Source organism: Halopseudomonas oceani (genome assembly GCF_963677335.1).
In the GTDB taxonomy this organism is placed as follows: domain Bacteria; phylum Pseudomonadota; class Gammaproteobacteria; order Pseudomonadales; family Pseudomonadaceae; genus Halopseudomonas; species Halopseudomonas oceani.
Genome location: NZ_OY781932.1, coordinates 1,323,608 through 1,347,699, shown reverse-complemented (window position 1 = coordinate 1,347,699; position 24,092 = coordinate 1,323,608). Strand labels below are relative to the sequence as shown.

At 60.8% G+C, this 24,092-nt stretch carries 24 protein-coding genes; 16 read left to right on the top strand and 8 right to left on the bottom strand.

What is annotated here, in order from left to right:
- Positions 1 to 7: 7 nt before the first annotated feature.
- The 4 genes from bioC to bioB all read right to left on the bottom strand — a co-directional run bounded on the left by bioC (position 8) and on the right by bioB (position 3,802).
- Positions 8 to 802: a malonyl-ACP O-methyltransferase BioC gene (gene bioC, locus ACKPCU_RS06310; RefSeq protein WP_321350751.1), complete on the bottom strand. Its 795-nt coding sequence runs from the start codon at positions 800 to 802 to the stop codon at positions 8 to 10.
- The gene (locus tag ACKPCU_RS06305; protein ID WP_321350749.1) at positions 799 to 1,512 is read right to left on the bottom strand and encodes an alpha/beta fold hydrolase; all 714 of its coding nucleotides are present in this window, start codon (positions 1,510 to 1,512) and stop codon (positions 799 to 801) included. Before ACKPCU_RS06305 ends, bioC begins: the two co-directional genes overlap by 4 nt.
- Entirely contained in the window at positions 1,505 to 2,671 is a 1,167-nt protein-coding gene (gene bioF / locus ACKPCU_RS06300) for an 8-amino-7-oxononanoate synthase (RefSeq protein WP_321350748.1), read from the bottom strand. The genes ACKPCU_RS06305 and bioF overlap by 8 nt, the downstream gene beginning before the upstream one ends.
- Before the next feature lie 87 nt (positions 2,672 to 2,758).
- On the bottom strand, positions 2,759 to 3,802 hold the full coding sequence (gene bioB / locus ACKPCU_RS06295; protein ID WP_321350746.1) for a biotin synthase BioB: 1,044 nt from the start codon (positions 3,800 to 3,802) through the stop codon (positions 2,759 to 2,761).
- Between the two features lie 175 nt (positions 3,803 to 3,977).
- On the opposite strand from bioB, the gene ACKPCU_RS06290 reads away from it, so the two are divergent.
- The 9 genes from ACKPCU_RS06290 (at position 3,978) to yaaA (ending at position 16,947) form a co-directional block, all read left to right on the top strand.
- Positions 3,978 to 4,610, top strand: coding sequence for a ComF family protein (locus ACKPCU_RS06290; RefSeq protein WP_321350743.1), 633 nt, complete (start codon positions 3,978 to 3,980; stop codon positions 4,608 to 4,610).
- Between the two features lie 83 nt (positions 4,611 to 4,693).
- Positions 4,694 to 5,671 (top strand): serine/threonine protein kinase, encoded by a 978-nt coding sequence (locus ACKPCU_RS06285; protein ID WP_321350741.1) that lies wholly within the window; start codon positions 4,694 to 4,696, stop codon positions 5,669 to 5,671.
- Positions 5,672 to 5,758: 87 nt separating this feature from the next.
- Positions 5,759 to 7,561: an acyl-CoA dehydrogenase gene (locus ACKPCU_RS06280; RefSeq protein ID WP_321350739.1), complete on the top strand. Its 1,803-nt coding sequence runs from the start codon at positions 5,759 to 5,761 to the stop codon at positions 7,559 to 7,561.
- Positions 7,562 to 7,723: 162 nt separating this feature from the next.
- Positions 7,724 to 11,137 (top strand): mechanosensitive channel MscK, encoded by a 3,414-nt coding sequence (gene mscK / locus ACKPCU_RS06275; RefSeq protein ID WP_321350738.1) that lies wholly within the window; start codon positions 7,724 to 7,726, stop codon positions 11,135 to 11,137.
- Between the two features lie 81 nt (positions 11,138 to 11,218).
- A complete protein-coding gene (efpL, locus tag ACKPCU_RS06270; protein ID WP_104739054.1) occupies positions 11,219 to 11,785 on the top strand; it encodes an elongation factor P-like protein EfpL in 567 nt (188 codons plus the stop codon).
- A gap of 111 nt (positions 11,786 to 11,896) precedes the next feature.
- Positions 11,897 to 12,553 carry an alpha/beta hydrolase gene (locus tag ACKPCU_RS06265; protein ID WP_321350736.1) on the top strand — a complete coding sequence of 219 codons (657 nt, stop codon included), beginning with the start codon at positions 11,897 to 11,899 and terminating at the stop codon, positions 12,551 to 12,553.
- Between the two features lie 121 nt (positions 12,554 to 12,674).
- The gene (gene rhlB, locus ACKPCU_RS06260; RefSeq protein ID WP_321350734.1) at positions 12,675 to 14,204 is read left to right on the top strand and encodes an ATP-dependent RNA helicase RhlB; all 1,530 of its coding nucleotides are present in this window, start codon (positions 12,675 to 12,677) and stop codon (positions 14,202 to 14,204) included.
- Between the two features lie 345 nt (positions 14,205 to 14,549).
- Positions 14,550 to 15,932, top strand: a complete 1,383-nt coding sequence (locus ACKPCU_RS06255) for a PhoH family protein (protein ID WP_321350732.1) — start codon at positions 14,550 to 14,552, stop codon at positions 15,930 to 15,932.
- 238 nt (positions 15,933 to 16,170) lie between these two features.
- Positions 16,171 to 16,947 (top strand): peroxide stress protein YaaA, encoded by a 777-nt coding sequence (yaaA, locus tag ACKPCU_RS06250; RefSeq protein ID WP_321350730.1) that lies wholly within the window; start codon positions 16,171 to 16,173, stop codon positions 16,945 to 16,947.
- A gap of 16 nt (positions 16,948 to 16,963) precedes the next feature.
- Here the strand turns inward: yaaA and ACKPCU_RS06245 are convergent, their stop codons facing one another.
- Both ACKPCU_RS06245 and ACKPCU_RS06240 read right to left on the bottom strand, forming a co-directional pair.
- Positions 16,964 to 17,878 carry an alpha/beta fold hydrolase gene (locus tag ACKPCU_RS06245; RefSeq protein WP_321351756.1) on the bottom strand — a complete coding sequence of 305 codons (915 nt, stop codon included), beginning with the start codon at positions 17,876 to 17,878 and terminating at the stop codon, positions 16,964 to 16,966.
- The gene (locus ACKPCU_RS06240) at positions 17,868 to 18,641 is read right to left on the bottom strand and encodes a class II aldolase/adducin family protein (protein ID WP_104739048.1); all 774 of its coding nucleotides are present in this window, start codon (positions 18,639 to 18,641) and stop codon (positions 17,868 to 17,870) included. The genes ACKPCU_RS06245 and ACKPCU_RS06240 overlap by 11 nt, the downstream gene beginning before the upstream one ends.
- Positions 18,642 to 18,806: 165 nt before the next feature.
- Here ACKPCU_RS06240 and ACKPCU_RS06235 point away from each other — a divergent pair, with 165 nt between their 5' ends.
- On the top strand, positions 18,807 to 19,523 hold the full coding sequence (locus tag ACKPCU_RS06235) for a Crp/Fnr family transcriptional regulator (RefSeq protein ID WP_104739047.1): 717 nt from the start codon (positions 18,807 to 18,809) through the stop codon (positions 19,521 to 19,523).
- 3 nt (positions 19,524 to 19,526) lie between these two features.
- Here ACKPCU_RS06235 and ACKPCU_RS06230 read toward each other — a convergent pair whose 3' ends face one another.
- Positions 19,527 to 19,979 (bottom strand): flavodoxin domain-containing protein, encoded by a 453-nt coding sequence (locus ACKPCU_RS06230; protein WP_321350726.1) that lies wholly within the window; start codon positions 19,977 to 19,979, stop codon positions 19,527 to 19,529.
- A 136-nt stretch (positions 19,980 to 20,115) separates the two neighbouring features.
- Here ACKPCU_RS06230 and ACKPCU_RS06225 point away from each other — a divergent pair, with 136 nt between their 5' ends.
- Positions 20,116 to 20,547 carry a PAS domain-containing protein gene (locus ACKPCU_RS06225; RefSeq protein WP_104739045.1) on the top strand — a complete coding sequence of 144 codons (432 nt, stop codon included), beginning with the start codon at positions 20,116 to 20,118 and terminating at the stop codon, positions 20,545 to 20,547.
- A gap of 6 nt (positions 20,548 to 20,553) precedes the next feature.
- Here ACKPCU_RS06225 and ACKPCU_RS06220 read toward each other — a convergent pair whose 3' ends face one another.
- Complete coding sequence (locus ACKPCU_RS06220; RefSeq protein WP_321350723.1) at positions 20,554 to 21,471, bottom strand: MerR family transcriptional regulator; 918 nt, start codon at positions 21,469 to 21,471, stop codon at positions 20,554 to 20,556.
- Between the two features lie 187 nt (positions 21,472 to 21,658).
- On the opposite strand from ACKPCU_RS06220, the gene folM reads away from it, so the two are divergent.
- From folM to ACKPCU_RS06195, 5 genes are all read left to right on the top strand, one after another.
- Positions 21,659 to 22,387: a dihydromonapterin reductase gene (gene folM, locus ACKPCU_RS06215; protein WP_407651827.1), complete on the top strand. Its 729-nt coding sequence runs from the start codon at positions 21,659 to 21,661 to the stop codon at positions 22,385 to 22,387.
- A 17-nt stretch (positions 22,388 to 22,404) separates the two neighbouring features.
- Positions 22,405 to 22,968 (top strand): GTP cyclohydrolase I FolE, encoded by a 564-nt coding sequence (gene folE, locus ACKPCU_RS06210; RefSeq protein ID WP_321350721.1) that lies wholly within the window; start codon positions 22,405 to 22,407, stop codon positions 22,966 to 22,968.
- 2 nt (positions 22,969 to 22,970) lie between these two features.
- A complete protein-coding gene (gene folX, locus ACKPCU_RS06205; RefSeq protein ID WP_104739041.1) occupies positions 22,971 to 23,345 on the top strand; it encodes a dihydroneopterin triphosphate 2'-epimerase in 375 nt (124 codons plus the stop codon).
- A 103-nt stretch (positions 23,346 to 23,448) separates the two neighbouring features.
- A complete protein-coding gene (locus tag ACKPCU_RS06200; RefSeq protein ID WP_321350718.1) occupies positions 23,449 to 23,751 on the top strand; it encodes a DUF1244 domain-containing protein in 303 nt (100 codons plus the stop codon).
- Entirely contained in the window at positions 23,748 to 24,089 is a 342-nt protein-coding gene (locus ACKPCU_RS06195; protein ID WP_321350716.1) for a HopJ type III effector protein, read from the top strand. The genes ACKPCU_RS06200 and ACKPCU_RS06195 overlap by 4 nt, the downstream gene beginning before the upstream one ends.
- Positions 24,090 to 24,092: the final 3 nt, after the last annotated feature.

Here is a 24,092-nt window from a genome sequence, read left to right as displayed (position 1 = left end):
GGTTCCTTCAGGCCTGGTGGCCTTTATGCAGAATGATCTGGGCGACCTGATAGGTCGCCGGCAAACCCGCCGACTGGCGGAAGGATTCATAGGCAGAGGTCAACGCCCGCAATCTGGCCCGCCCGGTCAACCCACCCGGCCGGCCCGCGTTCAGGTTGTGAGCGCCGAGTGCTTTCAGCTCATGGGTCAGGGCGCTGAGCTGCGGATAGTGCAGTACGTGGGTTTCGACCTCGCAGGACCAATGGGTGAAACCAGCGCTGGCAAGAATCTGCTGCAATTGTGCCAACGGCATAAAACGATTGACGTGCACGTAGCCATCGACCGCTTGCCAGGCATCGCGCAGCTCCTGCAGCGTGCCGTCAACCAGTGTGTTGAAAACCATGTGCCCGCCCGACTGCAACACCCGATGGGCTTCACGCAGCGCCTGCCCCAGGTCAGGACACCACTGCAACGCCAGGCTGGAAAACAACAACTGCTGGGAGTCCGAACGCAAAGGCAAGGCCTCGGCATCAGCCGTTACCCACGCACAAGAAGCCGGCCCCTGGCTGCGAGCGTAGCGCAGCATGCCCTCGGCGATGTCCAGCCCCAGCACCGGCTGCTGAAAGCGCGCGTTCAGCGCACGGGTGAAATACCCGGTGCCACAACCCAGATCGACAAGACGCTCTGCCTGCAGGTCCTTAGGCAAGCGCTCCAACAAATTAGTGCCGACGCTGCGCTGCAGCTCGGCGACCTGATCATAGGTTGTCGCCGCCCGACTGAAGGAGGCGGCGACGGCCTGCTTGTCGATCACCTCGGCGGTCATTGCGCTTCCAGCCACTCGGCGATTTCACTCGCCAGCCAGAGAGGCGCTTCCAGCGGCAGCGCGTGGCTAGCCTGCGGCAATACCCTGACCTGCGCTTTGTCGTTAAGCGCCAGCAGGTCTGACTCGACGGCTGCAGGCACCAGCGCGTCGTTACCACCGAGGCAATGCAGCACCGGCTGAGCGCAGCGCTGCAACGGAATTCGGTTATCAATGACGCCGAGCAGTGCCAGTTGGTTAAGCCGCTGCAGCGGGTCCGCATCACTCCACTGCAATTGCTTACTCAGCTCCCGGGCATTTTCGCTGCCTTGAGTGACCAGCAGGGAAAAACGCTTGAGGATACGCTCGGGGTGCTCACGGGCATCCCCGAGGAAAGCCTTGAAGGTATCGACCGGCATCGCCTGTGGCCACCCGGCGCGCACCGCAAAGCAGGCATTGCTGGCGATGGTGATGACGCCACAAAAGCGCTCGGGGAAACGCCGCTGCAGCTGCACCGCCAGCATGCCGCCGAGCGACCAGCCGGCCAGCCAGCCCGCAGGCAGTGCCTCGGCCAGCGCCGTCAGATCGGGTTCCAGCGTCGACATCTGCAATCGCGGCGGCAGCTCCGCCAGTTGAACGGTCAGCGAGGGGAGCCGCTCCTGCAGCGCCTGCTGTAACGGTCGCAGGTTGTCCGCGGACAGCGCCCAACCAGGCAGCAAAGTAAGGTTATTCATCATTCAGTTCCTTGTGCGCCTGCCCAAGCGCATAGAGCAGGCGATCAACCTGTTGTTCGGTGTGGGCGGCGCTGAGGGTAACACGCAGTCTGGCAGTACCCTGCGGCACGGTCGGCGGGCGAATGGCGGTCACCAACAGGCCGCGCGCGCGCAGCGCAGCGGACAGCGCCAGTGCACGCTCGCTGCTGCCGACCACAATCGGCTGGATCGGCGTTGGGCTGTCCATCAGTTCCAGCCCGAGCGCACTCACGCCTGCCCGAAAGCGGCTGATCAGCCCAGCGAGGTGGTCACGGCGCCAGTGTTCTTCGCGCACCAGCTGCAGGCTGGTCAATGTGGCATGGGCAACGGCGGGTGGCTGGCTGGTGGTATAGATGTAGGGACGGGCAAACTGAATCAGCGACTCGATCAACGCCTCACTGCCGGCGACAAAGGCGCCCGCGGTGCCGAACGCCTTGCCCAGGGTGCCGACCAGCACCGGCACCTGCTCAGTCGACAAGCCGAAGTGCTCAACGATGCCCCCACCCTGTGCGCCCAGACAGCCGAAACCGTGGGCGTCGTCCACCATCGTCCAGGCCTGCGCCGCCGTCGCCTCGGCGCACAGCGCTGGCAGATCAGCCAGATCACCATCCATGCTGAACACGCCATCGGTGACCACCAGCGTATTACCCTGGGCCTTGCTCAATCGGCCGCGCAGACTGCCGGCATCGTTATGCAGATACCGCGAGAAGCGCGCGCCACTGAGCAGACCGGCATCCAGCAGCGAGGCGTGATTGAGCCGATCCTCCAGCACCGTATCACCCTGCCCAACGAGCGCCGTGACCGTCCCCATATTGGCCATGTAGCCGCTGGACATCAGCAGGGCCCGTGGCCGACCGGTGAAGTCAGCCAGCGCATCTTCCAGCGCGTGATGAGCAGCCGAATGGCCAGTTACCAGATGGGACGCACCACCACCCGTCCCCCAACGACGCACACCATCGACGAACGCCTCGTTGATGCGCGGATCGTTGGCAAGGCCAAGATAGTCGTTACTGCAAAAGCTGAGCAATTGCTCGCCATCAACCTGCACCTCGACGCCTTGCGGCGTCTGCAGCAGCGGCCGTTGACGGTAGAGGTGCGCGGCGCGGCGTTCAGCGAGGCGTGCAGAAAGGTCGAAAGACATAAAAAAGCTCCAAGCGGCAAGCGGCAAGCTTCAAGCCACATCAGCGCTCGCTTGAGGCTTGCAGCTTATGGCTTGAGGCTGCCGTCGTCAGACGGCCGAATAAAACAGCTTGCTGTCCCGCTGCTCGACCAGCGCCTGCTCAATCGCCGCCTGATGCACCTCGTCCGCGTGCTCTTCGCGTTCTTCAGGCTTGATGCCGAGACGGGCGAACAGTTGCATGTCCTTGTCGGCCTGCGGGTTGCCGGTAGTCAGCAGCTTCTCACCGTAGAAGATGGAATTGGCGCCGGCGAAGAAGGCAAGCGACTGCATCTGCTCGTTCATCTGCTCGCGACCGGCAGACAGCCGCACATGCGACTTCGGCATCATAATCCGAGCGACCGCCAGCATGCGGATAAAGTCGAAGGGATCAACGTCCTTCTCCTCGGCCAGCGGCGTACCTTGAACCTTGACCAACATATTGATCGGCACGCTCTCCGGGTGCTCCGGCAGGTTGGCCAGCTGAATGAGCAGACCGGCTCGGTCTTTCAGCGACTCACCCATGCCAAGGATGCCGCCCGAGCAGATCTTCATACCCGCGTCGCGCACGTGCGACAGGGTTTTCAGCCGGTCGGCGTAGGTCCGGGTGGTGATAATGTTGCCGTAGAACTCGGGCGAGGTATCGAGGTTGTGGTTGTAGTAGTCCAGCCCTGCCTCAGCCAACGCCTCGGTCTGTTCCTTGCTCAGCTTGCCCAGGGTCATGCAGGTTTCCATGCCCAGCGCCTTGACGCCCTCGACCATCTTCAAGACGTACGGCATGTCCTTGGCGGAGGGATGCTTCCAGGCGGCGCCCATGCAAAAGCGAGTGGAGCCGATGGCTTTCGCGTCTGCGGCGGCCTTGAGCACCTTCTCGACCTCCATCAGCTTTTCCTTGTCCAGCCCGGTGTTGTAATGACCGGACTGCGGGCAGTACTTGCAGTCTTCCGGGCAGGCGCCAGTTTTGATCGACAGCAGCGTGGAGACCTGCACTCGGTTGGGGTCGAAGTGCGTGCGATGCACCGTCTGTGCTTGAAATAACAGATCGTTGAACGGCTGATTGAACAGCTCCAGCACTTCTGCCAGAGTCCAGTCGTGGCGGGTCACGGATGCAGTCATGGGGTCTTGTCCCTTCGAATTGGCAGGGGAACCGGGCGGGTTCCAAGTCTGCCGAGCATCATAACGACGGCACGGAGGCTGTCAACCATTGAAAACATCAAAGGTTTACAAGTGGACAAAAAACAATCTATTTACACAATGCATACTTTGTCTTGGTGCCAACCCACAACCTGGCATGCAACTGTGCGCCGGCTGTGAAGCTGACTTGCCCTGGCAACAGGCCTGCTGCCAGCGCTGCGCCCTGCCATTGCCGCAAGCGGCCGCGCAGTGTGGGCGCTGCCTCAAAGCACCGCCGCCGTTCAGCCATGCGTTGGCTCCACTGATCTACCGCTTCCCGGTCGACAGCTTGGTACCCGCCTTCAAGTATCACGACCAGACAACCATCGGCCGACTGCTTGGCCAGTTGCTCGCCGAGGCAGCTGCAGACTGGTTGCAGCAGGACATCGCGCCCTGCCCCGACCTGCTGCTGCCGGTGCCGATGCACCGCAAGCGACAGGCGCAGCGTGGCTACAACCAGGCTTACGAGCTGGCCCGCGATGTTGCTGCGCGGACAAACCTGAGCTGTCGCCCCGACCTGCTTGAACGCACCCAGGCCACCCTGCCACAGCAGGGGCTGGACGCCAAAGCCCGGCGCCAGAATTTGCGCGGTGCTTTCAGTTGCCCTGAACCCGGGCAACTGCAGAACCGACATCTGGCACTGATCGATGATGTTATGACTACCGGGGTCACCCTCGGAGAGGCCAGCCGCACGCTGCTTAGAGCAGGAGCCGCTTCGGTTCAGGTCTGGTGCGTCGCGCGCACGCCCTGAAACCCGTCTGTAACAAGCGATTCCACGGCCAACACCTGCTACCCTGTGCGGTCCAACCACGCTTTGCCGCCGAGTCGATCGCCATGTCCAGCCACCCCTTTTCCACCCTCACGCCCGACACCGTCCTGGACGCGGTCGAGTCGCTTGGCTACCTGTCGGACGCTCGCATCCTGACCCTGAACAGCTACGAGAACCGGGTATTCCAGGTTGGCATCGAAGACGCCGCACCGCTGATCGCCAAGTTCTATCGGCCAGGCCGCTGGAGCGACGCGGCGATTCTTGAAGAGCACACCTTCAGCCTGGAACTGGCTGAACGCGAGATCCCGGTGATTGCCCCCGAGCAGATCGACGGCCGCACGCTGTTCGAGCATGCCGGGTTTCGCTTCAGCCTGTTCCGCCGGTTTGGTGGCCACGCCCCCGAGTTCGACGATCCGGACCATCTGCTGATGCTCGGCCGGCTGATCGGCCGCCTGCATGCGGTCGGCTCAATGCGCCCATTCGAGCATCGGCCGACCCTCGACTGGCAAAGCTTCGGCGGCGACAGCCTGGATTACCTGCGCAGCGCCAATGTCGTCCCTGCCAGCCTGCAGCCCGCCTACTTCTCTGTCGCAGAAGACCTGCTGCAGGTCGTCAAACATCAGTTGGATGCGCATCCGGCCAAGCAGATTCGTCTGCACGGCGACCTGCACGTCGGCAACCTGCTGTGGCGCGACGACAGCCTGTATATGGTCGACCTGGATGACTGCCGCATGGGGCCGGCAATGCAGGATCTGTGGATGATGCTGTCAGGGGAACGCGACCAGCGACAAGCGCAGCTGTCCGAACTGATTGACGGCTACAACGAGTTCTACGATTTCAACCCGTCCGAGTTGGCCTTGATCGAGCCCCTGCGCAGCCTGCGACTCGTGCACTACAGCGCATGGCTGGCACGCCGCTGGGAAGATCCTGCCTTTCCCATGCACTTCCCCTGGTTCGCCCAGGAGCGTTACTGGGCCGACCAGATCCTGACGCTGCGCGAGCAGCGCGCGGCGCTGGACGAACCTGCGCTTCGCCTGTTCTGATTTGCGCATATCAAGGGCATCAATGGCCGTTCCCTGACTGAAACCGACTCAATACACTGCCCCGCGATTCCTATAGAGGTAAGAACTATGTCCGAACTGCTGATTGACCAACGCAACCTGGCGTTTGAACTCTATGAAGTGCTCGACGCCGAGGCGCTGACCGAGCGCCCGCGCTTTGCCGACCACAACCGCGAGACCTTCGACGCGGCCATCGGCACCGCCCGTACCATTGCGGAAAAGCTGTTCGCACCGCACAACCGCAAGAATGACGAGAACGAGCCGAAGTACGTCAACGGCGCGGCCGAGCTGATCCCGGAAGTCAAACCGGCGGTCGATGCCTTCCTCGAAGCGGGCTTTCTGAACGCGACCCGCACCTTTGAGCAAGGCGGCATGCAAATGCCGAATCTGCTGTCGCAGGCCTGCTTCGCCCACTTCCAGTCGGCCAACGCAGCGACCTCGTCCTACGCGATGCTGACCATGGGTGCAGCCAACCTGATCGAGAGCTTCGGCACCGAAGAGCAGAAAGAGCGCTACCTGCAGCCAATGATCGAAGGCCGTTTCTTTGGCACCATGGCACTGACCGAACCGCACGCAGGCTCCTCACTGTCCGACATTCGCACCAAGGCCGAACCGGCCGGTGACGGCAGCTATCGCCTCAAGGGCAACAAGATTTTCATCTCCGGCGGCGATCACCCGCTGTCCGAGAACATCGTCCACATGGTCCTGGCCAAGCTGCCCGACGCACCGCCCGGCGTCAAAGGCATCTCGCTGTTCATCGTGCCCAAGTTCCTGGTCAACGAAGACGGTTCCCTCGGCGAGCGCAACGATGTGGCCCTGGCCGGCCTGTTCCACAAGATGGGCTGGCGTGGCACGACGTCCACCGCACTGAACTTCGGTGACAAGGACAACTGCGTCGGCTATCTGGTCGGCAAGCCGCACCACGGCCTGTCCTACATGTTCCAGATGATGAACGAGGCCCGGATCGGCGTCGGCATGGGCGCGGTAATGCTCGGCTACGCCGGCTACCTGTACTCGCTGAACTACGCCCGCGAGCGCCCGCAGGGCCGCCTACCCGACGGCAAGAACCCGAGCGCGCCGCAGGTCTCGATCATCGAGCATGCCGACGTCAAGCGCATGCTGCTGGCCCAAAAATCCTACGTTGAAGGCGCGTTTGACCTGGGGCTGTACGCCGCCCGTCTGTTCGACGACACCGAAACCCTGGAAACCGAAGAGCAGCGCAAGACCGCACTTGAGCTGCTGGACCTGCTGACCCCGATCGTCAAGGCTTGGCCGTCCGACTACTGCCTCAAGGCCAACGAACTGGCGATCCAGATCCTCGGTGGCCACGGCTATACCCGTGAGTACCCGGTCGAGCAGTTCTACCGCGACAACCGCCTGAACCCGATCCACGAAGGCACCAACGGCATCCAGTCGCTCGACCTGCTGGCCCGCAAGGTGACCATGAACGGTGGCGCCGCGCTCAAGCAACTATCCGGCCTGATTCAGAGCTGCTGCAAGCGTGCTGCCGAATACAGCGACCTGAACGATCTGCGCGAGCCGCTGGAAAAACTGCACGCGCACATCGGCAGCGTCACCATGACGCTGCTGGGTGACATGGGTCAGGGCAAGGTCAACGAGGCACTGGCCAACTCGGCGCTGTACCTCAAAGCGTTCGGTCACATGGTCATCGGCTGGCGCTGGCTGGAACAGGCCGTCAAGGCTCAACAGGGCCTGGCTGCCGGCAACGACGCAGACACCGCGTTCTATCAGGGCAAGCTGCAGGCCGCCCGCTACTTCCTGCGCTGGGAAGTGCCGTCCTGCCACCATGACCTGAACGTGTTGGAAAACCGCGACCTGACCTGCTACGACATGCAGGACGCCTGGTTCTGATCGATCTGTGACCTCCATGCCGCTCGCGGCATCCCAGCAGGCCACCTTCGGGTGGCCTGCTGCGTTTGGGCCTGCGGGAACCCGGGAGTAGCAGCGTGGTCAGCTTCCCAATCGGCAGCAGGAGGGCTAACCTTGCGCACAGACTCATTCAGGAACATCACCATGCCGCTACGTGCGATCGTGCTTCTGAGCTGTCTGCTGCTCAGCTCGTTGAGCTGGGCTCAGGATAACCAGCAGACCGGTGATCTGGATCAACGGATTGAAAGCCTCACTGCGGAGATCGACAGCACCAACAACAGCAATATGCAGGAAGCGGAAAAGCGCGAACTGAGCGATCTGCAACAGAATACTCTGGGTTTTCTGAGGCAGACCCGGCAGACCCTGGATGAACAACAGGCCCTACAAGAGCAAATCGCCGAAGCCCCACGCCTGACCCAAAGCGTGCGTGCCGAGCATAACCGGCTGGCAAAGAAGGACGACAGCCTGCAGCGCGCGGCACTGGAGCGCCAGTCACTGGATCAGTTGGAAACCCTGCTCAGCGACAAGGTCAACCAGATGTTCACCTGGCAGAATGAGCTGACCGGCGTCAATGGCCAGTTGATCGCCGCCCAGACCCGGCCGGAGCGCACCCAAGCCAGCGTGTCCGAGAATCAGCGCCGCAGTCAGCAACTGAATGATCAGTTGCGCACCCAGCAACGCCTGGCCCCTACCACCCTCACCCGAGCCCGCATTGCCCTGCTGCAGTCGGAACTGGAATACCTCAGCGCCGACAGCGAACTGCTGCGCCAGCGGCTGGCCGGCAACAACGTATTGCAGGACCTGGCCACCCAGCAGAAGAACCTGCTGACGCTGCAGATTCGGGAAATTGAAGACGATATCAAGCTGCTGCAAACCGTCATCAATGACAAACGTCAGTCGGTATCCGAGAAGGCCGTCAGCGACGCCACCCTGCCGGAGGAAGCAAGTCAGAACAAGGTGCTGCAGGGCCAGAGCAGCATCAACCGCCAGTTGAGCGAGGAACTGCTGAACGCGACCAGACAGATTGGTGTGCTGACTCGCCAGAACATCGAGACCAAACAACAGACTGAGCACCTGACACAGATCGACAAGGCGCTGGAGCAACAGATCGAGGTGCTGGAAGGCAGCCTGCTGCTGTCGCGCATCCTGCACCAACAGAAGAACGAACTGCCCCGGGTGGAGGTAGACAAGGACCTGCCCAACCAGATTGCCGACTTGCGCCTGCGCCAGTTCGAGCTCAACCAACAGGCACAGAACCTGGCCAGCCCAGACGCCTACCTTAACGAACTGCTGCTGCAAATCCCGGTCCGCCAGCGCGATACGCTACGCCCGGAACTGGAGAAGATGGTCAACGCCCGGGTCAACCTGGTCGAGCAGCTTAACGGCAATATCAACAGCCTGATCAATCTGGCCATTACCCTGCAGATCAACCAGCGCCAGCTGCAGCAACTGAGCAGCGACCTTAAACGGACCATCGACGATCAGTTGTTCTGGGTTGCCAGCAGCCGCCCCATCGAACGCAGCTGGCTGACCAGCCTGCCCAAGGAAGTTGCCCGCCAGGTCAACAGCATGAACCTGCCCCGCCAGTGGGACAATCTGTTTGACGCTGCCAAGCGCCACCTCCCCTGGTGTCTGGGCACACTGCTGTTGCTGGCGCTGTACCTCTGGCGCCGACCACGACTGCGCAGCAGCCTCAATACGCTGCATGACGAGGTAGGCCATTTTCGCCGTGACAGCCAATGGCACACCCCGCGCGCGCTCCTGCTGACCGCGCTGCTGGTCAGCCCGATGCCCGCGCTACTGGCTGGAGCCGGCCTGCTGCTGCGCCTCGATAGCCAGCAAAGTGCTCCGGCACTGGGTATCGGCCTGCTCAAGCTTGCACTGGCCTGGTTCGTCCTGCACATGCTGTACCGGGTGTTCGATCCGCATGGTGTCGCGACCCGCCACTTCCGTTGGGACGACGATCTGGTTCACCGGCTGCGCAAACTGGTGCGCAATGTGGCCTGGATTCTGATGCCACTCGTATTGATGCTCGGCTTGCATGGCTCCATGCCCGACTACAGCGGTACCGACCCGATCGGGCGCACCGGCATGCTGGTCGGCATGGTGGCGCTATCACTGCTGCTGGGGCGCTTCCTGCTACGCAGTCAGCCGCTATACAGCTCCCGCGTGGTGCACTCTGTCGCCACCGCTCTACTGATCATCGCACCGCTGGCCCTGGCAGGCATGACAGCAATGGGTTACCACTACACGGCGGTCAAGCTGGCCGAGCGCTTTATCGACAGCCTTTATCTGATTGTGCTCTGGATGCTGGTCGAGGGTACCGTCGTGCGCAACCTGAACGTTGCCGGGCGACGACTGGCCTACCAGCGCGCCATCAGCAAACGTCAGGCCGCGCAGGCACGCGAAGGGCAAAGCGACACCGAGGTAGCCGTCGAGATCCCGGAAATGAACCTGCAGCAGATCAATCAACAGTCGCTGCGGCTGGCCAAGCTGACCCTGCTGCTGGCTTTTGGTATTGCCCTCTACTTCACCTGGGCCGACCTGATCAGTGCCACCTCCTATCTTGAGTCCGTCACCCTATGGCACTACGAAGGCACGGGCCTGAATGCCGGCGAAGCCGTACCGATCAGCGTCGGCGACATTCTCGGCGCACTGGTTACTATCGTCCTGACCATCACCCTGGCGCGAAACCTGCCAGGCCTGCTTGAGATCCTGGTGCTCTCGCGCATGCAACTGCGTCAGGGCAGCAGCTACGCCATTACCACCCTGCTGAGCTATGTCATCGTCGGCTTTGGCTTGGTGTCCTCTCTGTCGACCCTTGGCGTCAGCTGGGACAAACTGCAATGGCTGGTCGCCGCGCTCGGTGTTGGTCTGGGTTTTGGCTTGCAGGAGATCTTCGCCAACTTCATTTCCGGCCTGATCATCCTGTTTGAACGCCCAGTGCGCATTGGTGACGTGGTCACCCTCGGCAATCTGTCCGGCACCATCAATCGAATCCGGATTAGGGCAACGACGATTACCGACTTTGACCGCAAGGAAATCATCGTCCCGAACAAGAACTTCGTGACCGAACAGATCGTCAACTGGTCGCTGCAGGACACCATTACCCGGGTCATCATCAAGGTCGGGGTTGCCTATGGTTCGGACGTCAGGCTGGTTCGGGAGTTGCTGATGCAAATTGCCCAATCCAACAGCAGGGTCCTGAAGGACCCTGAACCGCTGGTGTTTTTCCTCAACTTTGGCGAAAGCACCCTGGATCACGAGCTGCGCGTGCATGTGAAGGAACTGGCCGATCGCAACATGGCTATCGACGAGATCAACCGCGAGATTGACCGCCAGTTCAAAGAGCACGGTATCGAGATCGCCTTCCGCCAGCTGGACGTCAACCTGCGCAACAGCGAGGGCCTGGAGAAGTTGGTGCACAGCTACCGCATCGAAGGCAATCCGGGGGCCGAGCCGTTATCCTCTCCGGCCACGGGCACCAGCGCTGATCCAATCACACCGGCCGATCAGGAAGGAACCGACAACACGCCTGACGCCCCGTCGGACCGCTGACCACGGGGCCTGTAGCCGCTTGCCCACGAGCCGCGGCTGCGGGCAGAATAGCGCCTCTTTTCATCCCCTGAGTGCGCCGTCATGCCCAAAGCTGCCGAACTGAAAAAAGGCCATATCGTCCAGATCAACAACCAGCCGTATATCGTCAGCCAGATCGAGGTGAAGAGCCCGTCCTCGCGCAGCGGCACCACCCTGTACAAAGTCCGTTTCAACCACGTACAGACCAAGCAGAAACTCGACCAGAGCTTTACCGGCGACGACATCCTGACCTTCATCGACTTCCAGAAGCGCCCGGTTCAGTTCCTCTATCTGGATGCCGACGGTTACACCTTCATGGATAATGAAGACTTCGCCCAGTTCACCCTGACAGCCGACCAGTTGGAAGACCAACTGCCCTACCTGCACGACGGGATCGAAGGTCTGTATGGCCTGCTGGTCGAAGGCAATCTGGTCGGTATCGAACTGCCTGCAGTAGTAGAAATGGCCATCGAGGAAACACCCCCAGCCATCAAGGGCTCCTCCGCCAGCGCACGCACCAAGACTGCGCGCTTTGCCACCGGCCTGGAAATCCAGATCCCCGAGTACCTGGAAACCGGCGAAGTGCTGCGCATCAATACTGAGTCCGGCAAGTTCATGTCCCGCGCCTGAGTACCCAGCTCGCCTGCAGCCCGCCAGCCGACGGGCTGCACTTGCGCTTGGTATTAGCCCCGCGCAGCAGTATAAAGGGCGTCCGAATTCGCTTTCCTGCAAGGAGCCCGCATGTCACCGCACATCATCGAACCCGCCTCGCCCGCCACTCGCAGCGTTATCTGGCTGCACGGTCTGGGCGCCGACTGCTACGATTTCGTGCCGGTGGTTGAAGCCCTGCAACTGCCCGCTGATCACGGCATCCGCTTCATCTTTCCGCAGGCCCCGACCCGCCCGGTGACCATCAACGGCGGTTTCCCGATGCCCTGCTGGTACGACATCCTCGGTATGTCACCGGCCCGCGCCATCAATCAGGCACACCTTGATGAAGCCGTCGCACTGGTGCGCCAGTTGATCAACGAACAGTGTGCACAGGGCATCGCGCTGGAAAACATCATTCTGGCTGGCTTCTCCCAAGGCGGCGCGGTTGTACTCTGCACCGCCGTCAGCAGCGAGCTGCCGCTCGGCGGTGTGATGGCGCTGTCGACCTACGGGCCCGGCCTTGAGCAGCTGTTGCAGCAGCACCCCATGCAGCATCCGCTGGAGCTGTTCTGCGCCCACGGCCGGTTTGATGAGGTACTGCCGCTGGCCATGGGCCGCGAAGCCCACGACCTGATGCAGAACGCAGGCCACCAAACGCGCTGGTTCGAATACCCGATGGGCCATGAGGTCTGCATGGACGAGATTGCCGACATCCGCCGCTGGCTGGTCGAGCGCCTCGGCCTCTGAGCTGTGTCGCGCCTCGACGCGCCGGTCACAGCTGTTCAAAAAACAACCGCAAGGCTTCGCGAACGCGCGGCCTTGCTTTACACTGCCTGATCTTTAATTTCCATGTAGTCGAGAGAAGCCTGTGCTCAAAGCACTGAAAAAGCTGATTAGCAAGACAGAAGAGCCGGCGCCGCAAGCGGCCGACACCAGCCCCAACCAGGCGGCACCCACTCCTGCTGCCAAGCAGAATGAAGGCGGTAATCGCGAACGCAAGCCACGTAACCGTGACCGCAAGCGTCCAGCCAAACCACCGGCGGCCCCGGTCAAGCCCTGGAGCATCAGTGACTTTCAGGTGCCACCGGCCGAGGGTAAAACCCGCTTCCACGATTTCCCGCTGCCTGACAGCCTGATGCGCGCCATTCAGGACCAGGGCTTCAGTTACTGCACCCCGATTCAGGCCGCCGTACTGGGCAGCACCCTGCGCGGACACGACGCTATCGGCCGGGCTCAGACCGGCACAGGCAAGACCGCCGCCTTCCTGGTGTCGACCATTACCCAGTTGCTGGAAACACCGCCGCCGGACGAGCGCTTCATGGGTGAGCCTCGGGCGCTGATCATCGCCCCAACCCGCGAACTGGTGATGCAGATCGCCAGTGACGCCGAAGGGCTGACCAAGCATTGCCCGCTGAACGTCATGACCTTCGTCGGCGGCATGGACATCGACAAGCAGCTCAAGCAACTGGAACAACGCTACTGCGACATTCTGGTTGCCACCCCGGGCCGGCTGCTCGATTTCTGCAACCGCGGCGAAGTCCACCTCGATCTGCTTGAAGTGCTGATCCTCGACGAAGCCGACCGCATGCTGGACATGGGCTTCATCCCGCAGGTACGCCAGATCATTCGCCAGACCCCGCGTAAGGGCGACCGTCAAACGCTGCTGTTCTCCGCCACCTTCAGCGACGACGTGATGAACCTCGCTCGCCAGTGGACGCACGAACCCGCGGTCGTCGAGATCGAGCCAGAACGCCCGGCCTCCGAGAACGTGACCCAGAAAGTCTACGCCGTCAGTGGCCGCGACAAGTACAAGGTGCTCTACAACCTGATCACTCAGCTGGAACTGGACCGGGTAATGGTCTTTGCCAACCGCAAGGACGAAGTGCGCCGGGTGCAAGAGCGCCTGATGCGTGACGGTATCAATGCCGCCCAGCTGTCCGGCGATGTGCCGCAACAAAAGCGCGTGCGTACGCTGGACAACTTCAAGAGTGGCAAGCTGAAGGTGCTGGTAGCAACCGACGTCGCGGGCCGGGGTATCCACATTGATGGCATCAGCCATGTGGTGAATTACACCCTGCCGGAAGACCCGGAAGATTACGTCCACCGCATCGGCCGCACCGGCCGTGCCGGCGCCAAGGGCACTTCCATCAGCCTGGCGGGTGAAGACGATGCCTTCCAGGTACCGCCGATCGAAGAGCTGCTGGGCAACAAGCTGGAGTGCATTCCGCCGGAAGAACGCTTCCTCAAGCCGGTCCCCAAGCGCGAGCAAAGTACGGAAGAAAAAGCCGCTACTGACGCCAATGAAGCGGAGCAGGCTGCGGCCGCAGCTGCAGCTCGTCGGCGCTCCGCAGGCAGCAATAGCCGCCGCGGCGGTGGTCGTACACAGGGTCGCCACTGACCTGACTCAGGTTGCGGCTCGACAGAGCCGCAACCTGCCCAAACCCTTGAAAAACTGACCATTTGGGCAAAAAAAACGGCCGCTTTCCAGTGACCGGGCTCATGACTATATCGCGCTTTTTTCTCCTCTGCCCAGCCCCTTTGATCAATTTTCGAGTTTTTTTGCCTTAAGCATTTTCCGCGCTTGTGAAGGTCATTCTGTTTGCGTTATACGTCGATCAACCGGTCCACGCCGTCGTGGTGATCCCTTGATACCCGAGTGCTGTGCGAGCCGGCCCAGTGGACTGCCAGGCGCAGCCGATGCTGCCTGATACAGTCGCGTCACCGGCACTGCGAGGTACAGCATATGGAAGCGTGCGGACCGACCGAGCACACCTTCTACGTTCTTGATACCAACGTACTCATTCACGATCCCAACGCACTGCTTAACTTCGAAGAACACCACGTCATCATCCCGATGACCGTTCTGGAAGAACTCGACAAACTCAAATCCGGCAAATCCAGCACCGCAGCAGACTGTCGTCAGGCGATTCGGCTGATCGATAAAACCCTCGGTGACGCACCACCCGATCAGGTAGAACAGGGCGTTGCCATCGAGCGGGGCAAGCTCGGCCCCAACGGCACACTCGCCATCCTGATGGACAAGGCCCCGATTCCCGCCCACTGCCTGCCCAACGACCTTAACGACAACAAGATCATCAACCAGCTCTGCCAATTGCAGAGTCTGCATCCCGATGACAGCATCGTGCTGGTGTCCAAGGACATCAACATGCGTCTGAAGGCGCGGGCTTGCGGCATTGACGCCGAGGACTACCACACCGACCAGTTGCTCGATGACATTTCCCTGCTGGCCCGTGGTTACCATGAAATCGAAGGCTCATTCTGGGAGCGGGTGGCGAAGGTGGAGACCCGCCAATTGACCGGTCAGACCGTGCATGAGGTTCAGCTCACCGACAACCTGCCTGCGCTGCACATCAACGACTTCATCATCGATGATCAGGGCTTTATCGGCTGGGTCAAAGGCATCGACGGCAGCAACCTGACCATCCGCGACCTGCACCAGGAACCTATGCTGCATCAGGAGTGCTGGGGGCTGCGCCCGCGGGACATCTTCCAGGCGCTGGCCATGTATGCCTTGATGGACCCGGACATCCATCTGGTCAACCTGACCGGCGCCGCAGGCTCGGGCAAGACGATTCTGGCGCTGGCTGCCGCCATCGAGCAAACCATGGTCACTAAGACCTACCGACGCATCATCGCCACCCGCAGCACCCAGGGCCTGGACGAAGATATCGGCTTTCTGCCCGGTACCGAGAAAGAGAAGATGGAACCCTGGCTCGGGGCGATCACCGACAACCTTGAAGCCCTGCACATGGATGACGAGAGCACCCACGGCAGCGTGGAATACATCCTCGATCGCGTACCGTTACAGTTCAAATCCCTGAACTACATCCGCGGCCGCAGTTTCCAGCAGAGCTTCATCCTGATCGACGAAAGCCAGAACCTGACCCCGCACCAGATCAAGACCATCATTACCCGTGCCGGCAACGGCTCGAAGGTGATCTGTCTTGGTAACCTGGCGCAGATCGACACCCCTTACCTCAATGCCACCAGCTCAGGCCTGACCTATCTGACCGAATGCTTCAAAGACTTTCCTCACGGTGTGCACATCCACTTGCAGGGCGTTCCACGCTCGGCACTGGCTGAGTACGCAGAAACGCACCTCTGACCGAGCTTTGGCCGGTAGCTGCAAGCCGTAAGCTTCAAGCTGCAAGAAAAACCCGCGTGGTGTCAGATCACGCGGGTTTTTCATAAGTCGAGCGTCCTCAACGTACCCGATAGCTCACCCCGGTTTCGCTTCTCGCTTGTAGCTGCGAAGCCCGATAGCCCCCCTCTATCCAACCCATTACCCATCGCGGCGCAGCTTTGCGGCATAATCCACGGCTAAAGCTGACAGGAGTACGCCCATGCTGATGGTGATTTCCCCCGCCAAGACCCTTGATTACGACACGCCCCCGGTGATCGAACAGAACACCCAGCCGCGCTTTGTCGAACACAGCGTCGAGCTGATCGAAGTACTGCGCGAAAAGTCGCCGCAGGAGATCGCCAAACTGATGTCGCTGTCGGACAAACTGGCCAGCCTCAACGTTGCCCGCTACGGCAGCTGGGAGCGGGAGAGTACGCCGCACAACGCCAAACAAGCGTTGCTGGCGTTCAAGGGCGATGTCTATACCGGCCTGAATGCCGAGGATTTCAGTGCCGACGACTTTGCCTTCGCCCAGCAGCACCTGCGCATGCTCTCCGGCCTTTACGGCCTGCTGCGTCCGCTCGACCTGATGCAGCCCTACCGTCTGGAAATGGGCACGAAATTGGCCAACCCGCGCGGCAAGGATCTTTACACCTTCTGGGGTGAGCGTATCAGCCAGTGGCTGAACGAGGACCTGGCGGCGCAGGGCGATCAGGTGTTGATCAACCTGGCCTCGCAGGAGTACTTCGGCGCGGTCAAACCCAAGGCGCTGAATGCGCGGGTTATCGATACGGTGTTCAAGGACCGGAAGAACGGGCAGTACAAGATCATCAGCTTCTATGCCAAGAAGGCCCGTGGCCTGATGGCCCGCTACATCATCAAGGAACGGCTGCAGGATCCGGAAGGACTGAAGGACTTCAACCTGGACGGCTACCGTTTCGACCCTGCCTCCAGCAGCGAGAACAAGCTCGTTTTCTTGCGCGAAGAACAGGCCTGAATACAACAACCCCGGCTCAGGCCGGGGTTGTTGCTTCTTCGGTCACATCCACCCGCTGCTGACGAAACGCCAGGTAGTGCTTCAACACCCGTTCAGGCGCCTCAACCTGCGGGTAATGGCCGATATCTGGCAGCAGTACGGTATCCGGGTTCGGAATCAGTTGCCGATAGCGCTCAACCATATGCGCACCGGAAACCGGGTCAACCGCACCATCAATGACCCGCAGCGGCAGGCAGGTTGCTTGCATTGCCTGCACCCAGCGATCACGATGTTCTCGGCGATCCGCCATGTAACGGATCAGCAGATGCATGATCTTCGGCCCCTGATTGAACTCGATCAGACGCCAGAAACCGTCGAGCTCGCGCTCATCGGGTTGCGTCTGCGGTCCAAAGACGTTGCCGAAGGTCCGCGCCATCCGTGCTCGGTTGTAGCGTCTACCGATAAGTGGACCAATCGGGCTCATCAGCAGTTTCTGCAACAACACAGGATGATGGGTCTCCGGGAACAGCCCACCGTTCAGAAAGCACATCGAACACAGAAAACCATCACCGGCTTCATGCCGCGCCAACAACTCCTGCGCGACGCTATCGCCGTAGTCATGCGCCAGCACGTGATAGCGGTCAATACCCAGGTGCTGCATCAGCGCCTGCTGAAGATCCGCCTGATCGAGCAAATTGTAACGGTACTTGCGCGGTTTTTCGGAGAAGGCAAAACCGATCATGTCCAGCGCAATGACCCGATAGCGCTCGGCCAGCGCCTGCCAGAGATAGTGCCAATCCCATGATCCAGTAGGAAAACCGTGAATCAGCAGGAGCGGCTCACCCGCTCCTGCTTCCCACCAGCGAATCTGATGCCCTCGATAATCGAACACCTGGCTCTGAGCGAGCCAGTCGTCCAAGGCAATGCCGGTAACAGCCACCTCAGGCGTCATAGCCCGGATTGACACGATCCAGCTTGCGCAGCAGCGCCGGCCAGGCAATACCGGCGCCAGCACCGTTGGTGGCCTTCTTCATGCTGGCAGCAGCACCGTCCAGCACCGACTGCGGAATCGGAATCAGCTCGGCGTTCTGCGCCTGGGCACGCACCTGGATTTCACAGCAGCGCTGCAGGGTGTACATGGTCAGGAAAGCATCAGCGACCGATTTGCCGCAGGTCAGCAAACCATGGTTGCGCAGCACCAGGTTGTTGGCGCGACCCAGGTCGGCCTGCAGGCGCGGCTTCTCTTCATGGTTCAGCGCAACCCCTTCGTAGTCGTGATAGGCCAGGCTGCTGAGTACAAAGATCGACTGCTGGGAGATCGGCAGAATGCCATCCTTCTGGGCGGACACGGCAATCCCGGCGGCGGTGTGCGTATGCATCACGCAGTTGGCATCATGGCGCACCTCATGAATGGCGCTATGAATAGTGAAGCCCGCCGGGTTGACGTTATAGGGAGATTCTTCAACCTTGTTGCCCTGCAGGTCGATCTTGACCAGATTGGACGCGGTGACCTCTTCGAACATCAGACCATAGGGGTTGATCAGAAAGTGCTCAGTGCCCGGAATCTTGGCAGAGATGTGGGTGAAGACCAGGTCGTCCCAGCCGTACATGGCGATCAGACGGTAAGATGCGGCCAACTCGACACGGACCTGCCACTCTTCGGCACTAACCTTGTTCTTCAGGCTGATTTCGGACAGAGCATGTACTGCATTCATGGGGAGTAATCCTCTATTGTTGGAATAATGTAATCGGGCCCGTACAGGCGGCTGACGCTACAGGACATCCCCAGCGCTCGTGCGGCATACTGTGGGACGTTCAGTATCAGTGGAGTCTAGACGGTGACGGCAAAGCGGACTGTCAAACACATTACAGTGTCCGAGATGGGCAACAACCCGCAGCTGGCCAAGCTGTTGCAGCAGAATCGCTGGTTTGGAGAATTGCCGCAGGACGTGCTGGATGAGCTGTTGGCGCTGGCGCGAATACGTACCTTGCAGGACGGTGAATTTGTCTACGCCAAGGACGACCAGCCCGATGGGCTCTATGGCGTAATCAGCGGCAGCGCCCGCATCAGCAATATCGGTCAGGACGGTCGTGAAGCAATTTTGGCCATTCTCAGCCCCGGCAGCTGGTTCGGTGAAATCTCGCTGTTCGATGGCCTGCCGCGCTCCCACGACACCGTCGCCAGCGGCCCGACCGAGCTGCTCATGATTCCTCGCCCGGCCTTTCATCAAATGCTGGAACGGCGCCCGGAGCTCTACCCGATGTTCATGCGCATCCTCTGCCGGCGCATCCGCATCTCCTTTGCAATGCTTGAAGACAGCGCGCTACTGCCACTGTCCTCACGGCTGGCCAAACGGCTGCTGATGCACGCGCACAACTATGGCCAGACGGATGACGAAGGGCGACGGCCCTGCGTGCAGCTGTCACAGGAGTCACTCGGCCAGATGCTCAACAGCTCAAGACAGAGCATCAACAAACTACTCAAGCGCCTGGAAAGTCTTGGCTGGCTAAAGATCCAGTACGGTCAGATCATCCTGCTGGAAGAGGACGCGCTGACGCAGTTGGCCAGCGGCGCTCCTTTGCCCAGCGAGGACTGACCCTCAGTCCTGCAAAAGACCGACCAGTTCCTGCAGCCAGGGTTCGGCATCGGTTTCCGGGGTAACGGTTTCGCTGGCATCCAGCCGCAGCATGGGCAGCGCCTCGCTGGCCTGCAGCTCCAGCAGCAGCTCACGAAACTGTTCGCCCGCCAGGCAGAAGGTATCGCCGTAGGCCGAGTCTCCGAGCGCGATCACGCCGAACGGTTTGCCGGTCAGCAGCGGGAAGCGATCCCGCATCTCGTGAAACAGAGGCACCAGGGTGTCAGGCAGCTCACCCATACCGGTGGTTGAGGTGCAGACCAGCAGTACATCCGGTGCCAGCGCCAGCAAGGCATCCAACGACAACGGCTGCAAGCGACTGACTTGCACACCGGCATTGCTCAGCAGGGTCTGTGCTTCGTCCGCTACCAGATTCGCGGTCCCGAATACCGAACCGCTGATGATCACCAGATGCATGAATTCTGTTCTCCCGAAATAATCACGAGGCGGCATTATGCCTCAAGCACAAAGGAACTGCCGGTACGCACTGCCTGCTGGACACCCCGGGGCCTTGCGATAGAATGGGCCGACACGCAACCCGGATAGATAACGCATGATCAACGCGAAGCTGCTGCAGCTGGTCGTCAACGCTTCCAACGACGGCATTGTCGTCGCAGAGCAGGAAGGTGACGACAACATCCTCATCTACGTGAATCCGGCCTTTGAGGCGCTCACCGGCTACAGTGCCGATGAGATTCTCTATCAGGACTGCCGCTTTCTGCAGGGTGATGACCGTGATCAGCAGGCACTTCAGGATCTGCGCGAAGCCATTCGCGACGGGCGCCCATGTCGCGTCACGCTGCGTAACTACCGCAAGGACGGTAGCCTGTTCTGGAATGAGTTGTCTGTTACCCCGGTGCTGAACGACGCCGACCAACTGACCTACTTCATCGGCATTCAGAAAGACGTGACCGCACGGGTCGAGGCAGAGCAGCGGGCCGACGCACTGCAAGCACAACTCGACGCACTGCGCGCAGACAGCTGAGCGATCTCAGCTGTCGAACTGTCCGGCCAGCAGCAACCGGGTGCTGGCGCACAATTCCTGCCCCAACCCACCCATGCAATGCACTCCTGCCGCAGCCAGCGCATCAGTCTGCAGCGCACAACAGCCACCCGCTACCGCAAGCTCACATTCCAGATGCTGGTTCAAAGCGCTCAACTGACGCTGCAGAAAAGCAGTTTCCAACGGCCCTTCGCTGAACATCACTAGTAGCTTGCAGCCAGACTGTTCAGCCGCAAGCAGCAAGCTTGGCAGCTCCGGCAGTGCAGGAAGGAACCCCAGATTGACCTGAGCGTCAGCGATCAGCGCGGCGGTAGCCAACGCTTCGACCTCACTCTCGGCGCCCTGCAGATTGACCAGCAGGACCGACGGCCGCCCCTCCTCCCGATGGGCACAACGCTGCAGCAGCCGACCGCGCAACACGCCGTCGAGCAGCAACGACTCGGACGTACCGCGACGCTGGCGCCGCAACACCGGCAGCAGCACGCCAGTGAGGGCCGAAGCCAGTGGCATTACCGCCAATAGCTGCTCATAGCGGCGCTCCAGCAGCGTCAGGTCGAACGCGCCCAGCGCGTCCTCCAGACTGCTCTGCCACTGGTCCAGCACCGTCGGCACTTCCGGGGTGGCTGCCGGACGCGGCGCGTCCAGACCACCCCGATCAATGATCGATGCCACCTTACTGACCGCAACGCCCTTGGCGATCCAGTTGGTAATCGTGCGGACCCGCTCAATATCTCGCTGGGAATAAAGCCGGTGACCGCTATCGGTGCGATGCGGTACCAGCAGGCCATAGCGTCGCTCCCACGCCCGCAGGGTAATGGGGTTAACACCCGTCAACCGCGAGACTTCGCGGATCGGGTAAAGAGTCTCAAGGGCGATAGACTGCTCGCCGTCAGCTGCTTCATTCATCGCATCATGTCCGTAGCGAACCGAAGCCCAACCGGGCAACTTGTACGGACATTGTACATGATCAGGCGTTTGGTACTGCCCTGTTACATGAAGTTGTCCGACCAACGTCTGCCAGCGTGTTAACATGCCCGCCGAAACCTGTGCAAAGACGCAGCATCCGCACTGCGGACCAAGGAATTCGAACTTCATGCAGACGAGTATGCCGAGCACATCGGCCGCTCCCGATACCATTGTCATTACCGGCGGTGCCCAACGTGTCGGGCTGCATTGCGCCCGCCGCCTTGCCGCTGACGGTTATCGGGTGTTGATTACCTGCCGTCGTTTGCGCCCTGAGTGGGAAGAGCAACCGCTGCCAGCCGGCATTGAAGCGATGCTGGCAGACTTTTCCAGCACGGCCGGTATTCAGCAGTTCATCGACCAGTTGCGCGCCCGCGCGCCGCGCCTGCGTGCCATCATCCACAACGCCTCACTCTGGATGGATGACAGTGCCAGTGCCGACGCCCTGCAGCAAATGTTCATGGTGCATATGCAGGCGCCTTATCTGATCAACCTGCAATGCAGCACACTCTTCGTAGCCGGCGCCCCCGCTGACATCATCCATCTTGGCGATGATGTCACCCGCAAGGGCAGCGCGCGCCATATCGGCTACTGCGCCACCAAAACCGGCCTTGAAGGACTGACACGCTCCTTTGCCGCCAGTCTGGCGCCCGCAGTCAAGGTCAATGCCATCACACCGGCGCTGATCATGTTCAACCCAGAGGACGATGCCGACTACCGCGCCCGGGCGCTGGCCAAGTCGGCAATGGGCATCGAGCCCGGACCGGATGTCGTCTACCAGTCCATCCGCTTTCTGATGGATAACCCCTATATAACCGGAAGCTGCCTGCCCCTGAACGGCGGCCGGCATCTCAAGTAAGCCGACGAGACAACGCCATGAGCCTGGAAAAACTGACGAAAAACTACCTCGACGTCCTCACCAACCTGGGAGAACAGCCGGACCGTGATGGCCTCAAGGGCACGCCGGAACGCGCTGCCAAGGCCATGCAGTTCCTCTGCCACGGCTATAACCAGTCACTGGACGAAATCGTCAACGGCGCACTGTTCGACTCCGACAACGATGAAATGGTGATCGTCAAGGACATCGAGCTGTACTCACTGTGTGAGCACCACATGCTGCCGTTTATCGGCAAGGCGCATGTCGCCTACATACCGACCGGCAAGGTGATCGGCCTCTCCAAGGTCGCGCGCATTGTCGACATGTTCGCCCGTCGACTGCAGATTCAGGAGAACCTGACCCGCCAGATCGCCGAGGCCATTCAGCAGGTTACCAATGCCAGGGGCGTTGCTGTCGTCATCGAGGCTAAACACATGTGCATGATGATGCGCGGCGTCGAGAAGCAGAACTCCTCAATGCACAGTTCGGTGATGCTCGGTGCCTTCCGTGAATCGGTCAACACCCGCCAGGAATTCCTGCAACTGATCAGCCGGGGTAACTGACCATGAACCAACTGCCACCGGGCCTGGCCCGCATCCGCATCAAAGATCTGCGCCTGCGCACCTATATCGGTATCAAGGAAGAGGAAATCCTCAACCGGCAGGATATTCTGATCAACGCCACCATTCTCTATCCGGCCGCCGACGCGGTCAGCGTCAACCAGATAGAGCAGGCGCTGAATTACCGCACTATCACCAAGGCACTCATTCAGCATGTTGAAGAAAACCGCTTCGCGCTGCTGGAACGGCTAACTCAGGAGCTGCTCGACATCGTCATGCAGCACGAGCAGGTCCGCTATGCCGAAGTGGAAGTCGACAAGCCACATGCACTGCGGTTTGCCGAGTCGGTATCGATCACCCTCAGCGCCGCGCGTGACTGAGGCTGATTGACAATACCCGGTAGCCAATTATCCTTGCGCTCAGAGTCGGTGCGCCGTATCGACGCGCCATGCCCCGCCATCGCAGCATGAAGGAAACCCGATCATGACCAAGCAGGAGCGTCTCGAACTGGAAGCTGCCGCCTTCCGCAACCTCGTCAGCCATCTGCGCAACCGTAAGGACGTGCAGAACATCGACCTGATGACCCTCGCCGGCTTTTGTCGCAACTGCCTGTCAAAATGGTACAAGGCGGCGGCTGATGACATGGACATCGAGGTGAGCATGGATGAAGCGCGCGAAGCGGTCTACGGCATGCCTTACGCCGAGTGGAAGGCAAAATACCAGACCGAAGCCAGCCCGGAACAAAAAGCCGCCTTCGACAAGGCGCAGAAACAGGACAAAGCATGACCCCCGAGCAGTTCATTGCCCGCCTGGGCAACCCAGAGCACCAGTTCGCCGAGACACTGGCCTTTATCGACGCGAACTATGACCACCAGCCCACCGCCTTTGACAACGGCCCGGTGCATAACAGCGCTGAACAGAATCAGGGCTCCTGCAAGGTGCTGGCAATGGCACTGGACCAGGGACTGAGCGATGAGCAGGCATTGCAGTGCTTTGCCGAGCACTACCGCTCGGTCGTGCAGACACCAGAGGGGAGCGACCATGGCAACATCCGGGCGCTGATGCAGGGCGGGCTGAGCAAGGTTCGCTTCGCCGCCCCCCCATTGACCCGCCGCCAGAGCTAAGCC

What these genes read in the sequence shown, in the direction of transcription:
- bioC (WP_321350751.1), bottom strand. Translation starts at nt 802, where the DNA reads ATGACCGCCGAGGTGATCGACAAGCAGGCCGTCGCCGCCTCCTTCAGT.
- ACKPCU_RS06305 (WP_321350749.1), bottom strand. Translation starts at nt 1,512, where the DNA reads ATGAATAACCTTACTTTGCTGCCTGGTTGGGCGCTGTCCGCGGACAAC.
- bioF (WP_321350748.1), bottom strand. Translation starts at nt 2,671, where the DNA reads ATGTCTTTCGACCTTTCTGCACGCCTCGCTGAACGCCGCGCCGCGCAC.
- bioB (WP_321350746.1), bottom strand. Translation starts at nt 3,802, where the DNA reads ATGACTGCATCCGTGACCCGCCACGACTGGACTCTGGCAGAAGTGCTG.
- ACKPCU_RS06290 (WP_321350743.1), top strand. Translation starts at nt 3,978, where the DNA reads ATGCAACTGTGCGCCGGCTGTGAAGCTGACTTGCCCTGGCAACAGGCC.
- ACKPCU_RS06285 (WP_321350741.1), top strand. Translation starts at nt 4,694, where the DNA reads ATGTCCAGCCACCCCTTTTCCACCCTCACGCCCGACACCGTCCTGGAC.
- ACKPCU_RS06280 (WP_321350739.1), top strand. Translation starts at nt 5,759, where the DNA reads ATGTCCGAACTGCTGATTGACCAACGCAACCTGGCGTTTGAACTCTAT.
- mscK (WP_321350738.1), top strand. Translation starts at nt 7,724, where the DNA reads ATGCCGCTACGTGCGATCGTGCTTCTGAGCTGTCTGCTGCTCAGCTCG.
- efpL (WP_104739054.1), top strand. Translation starts at nt 11,219, where the DNA reads ATGCCCAAAGCTGCCGAACTGAAAAAAGGCCATATCGTCCAGATCAAC.
- ACKPCU_RS06265 (WP_321350736.1), top strand. Translation starts at nt 11,897, where the DNA reads ATGTCACCGCACATCATCGAACCCGCCTCGCCCGCCACTCGCAGCGTT.
- ACKPCU_RS06255 (WP_321350732.1), top strand. Translation starts at nt 14,550, where the DNA reads ATGGAAGCGTGCGGACCGACCGAGCACACCTTCTACGTTCTTGATACC.
- yaaA (WP_321350730.1), top strand. Translation starts at nt 16,171, where the DNA reads ATGCTGATGGTGATTTCCCCCGCCAAGACCCTTGATTACGACACGCCC.
- ACKPCU_RS06245 (WP_321351756.1), bottom strand. Translation starts at nt 17,878, where the DNA reads ATGACGCCTGAGGTGGCTGTTACCGGCATTGCCTTGGACGACTGGCTC.
- ACKPCU_RS06240 (WP_104739048.1), bottom strand. Translation starts at nt 18,641, where the DNA reads ATGAATGCAGTACATGCTCTGTCCGAAATCAGCCTGAAGAACAAGGTT.
- ACKPCU_RS06235 (WP_104739047.1), top strand. Translation starts at nt 18,807, where the DNA reads ATGGGCAACAACCCGCAGCTGGCCAAGCTGTTGCAGCAGAATCGCTGG.
- ACKPCU_RS06230 (WP_321350726.1), bottom strand. Translation starts at nt 19,979, where the DNA reads ATGCATCTGGTGATCATCAGCGGTTCGGTATTCGGGACCGCGAATCTG.
- ACKPCU_RS06225 (WP_104739045.1), top strand. Translation starts at nt 20,116, where the DNA reads ATGATCAACGCGAAGCTGCTGCAGCTGGTCGTCAACGCTTCCAACGAC.
- ACKPCU_RS06220 (WP_321350723.1), bottom strand. Translation starts at nt 21,471, where the DNA reads ATGAATGAAGCAGCTGACGGCGAGCAGTCTATCGCCCTTGAGACTCTT.
- folM (WP_407651827.1), top strand. Translation starts at nt 21,659, where the DNA reads ATGCAGACGAGTATGCCGAGCACATCGGCCGCTCCCGATACCATTGTC.
- folE (WP_321350721.1), top strand. Translation starts at nt 22,405, where the DNA reads ATGAGCCTGGAAAAACTGACGAAAAACTACCTCGACGTCCTCACCAAC.
- folX (WP_104739041.1), top strand. Translation starts at nt 22,971, where the DNA reads ATGAACCAACTGCCACCGGGCCTGGCCCGCATCCGCATCAAAGATCTG.
- ACKPCU_RS06200 (WP_321350718.1), top strand. Translation starts at nt 23,449, where the DNA reads ATGACCAAGCAGGAGCGTCTCGAACTGGAAGCTGCCGCCTTCCGCAAC.
- ACKPCU_RS06195 (WP_321350716.1), top strand. Translation starts at nt 23,748, where the DNA reads ATGACCCCCGAGCAGTTCATTGCCCGCCTGGGCAACCCAGAGCACCAG.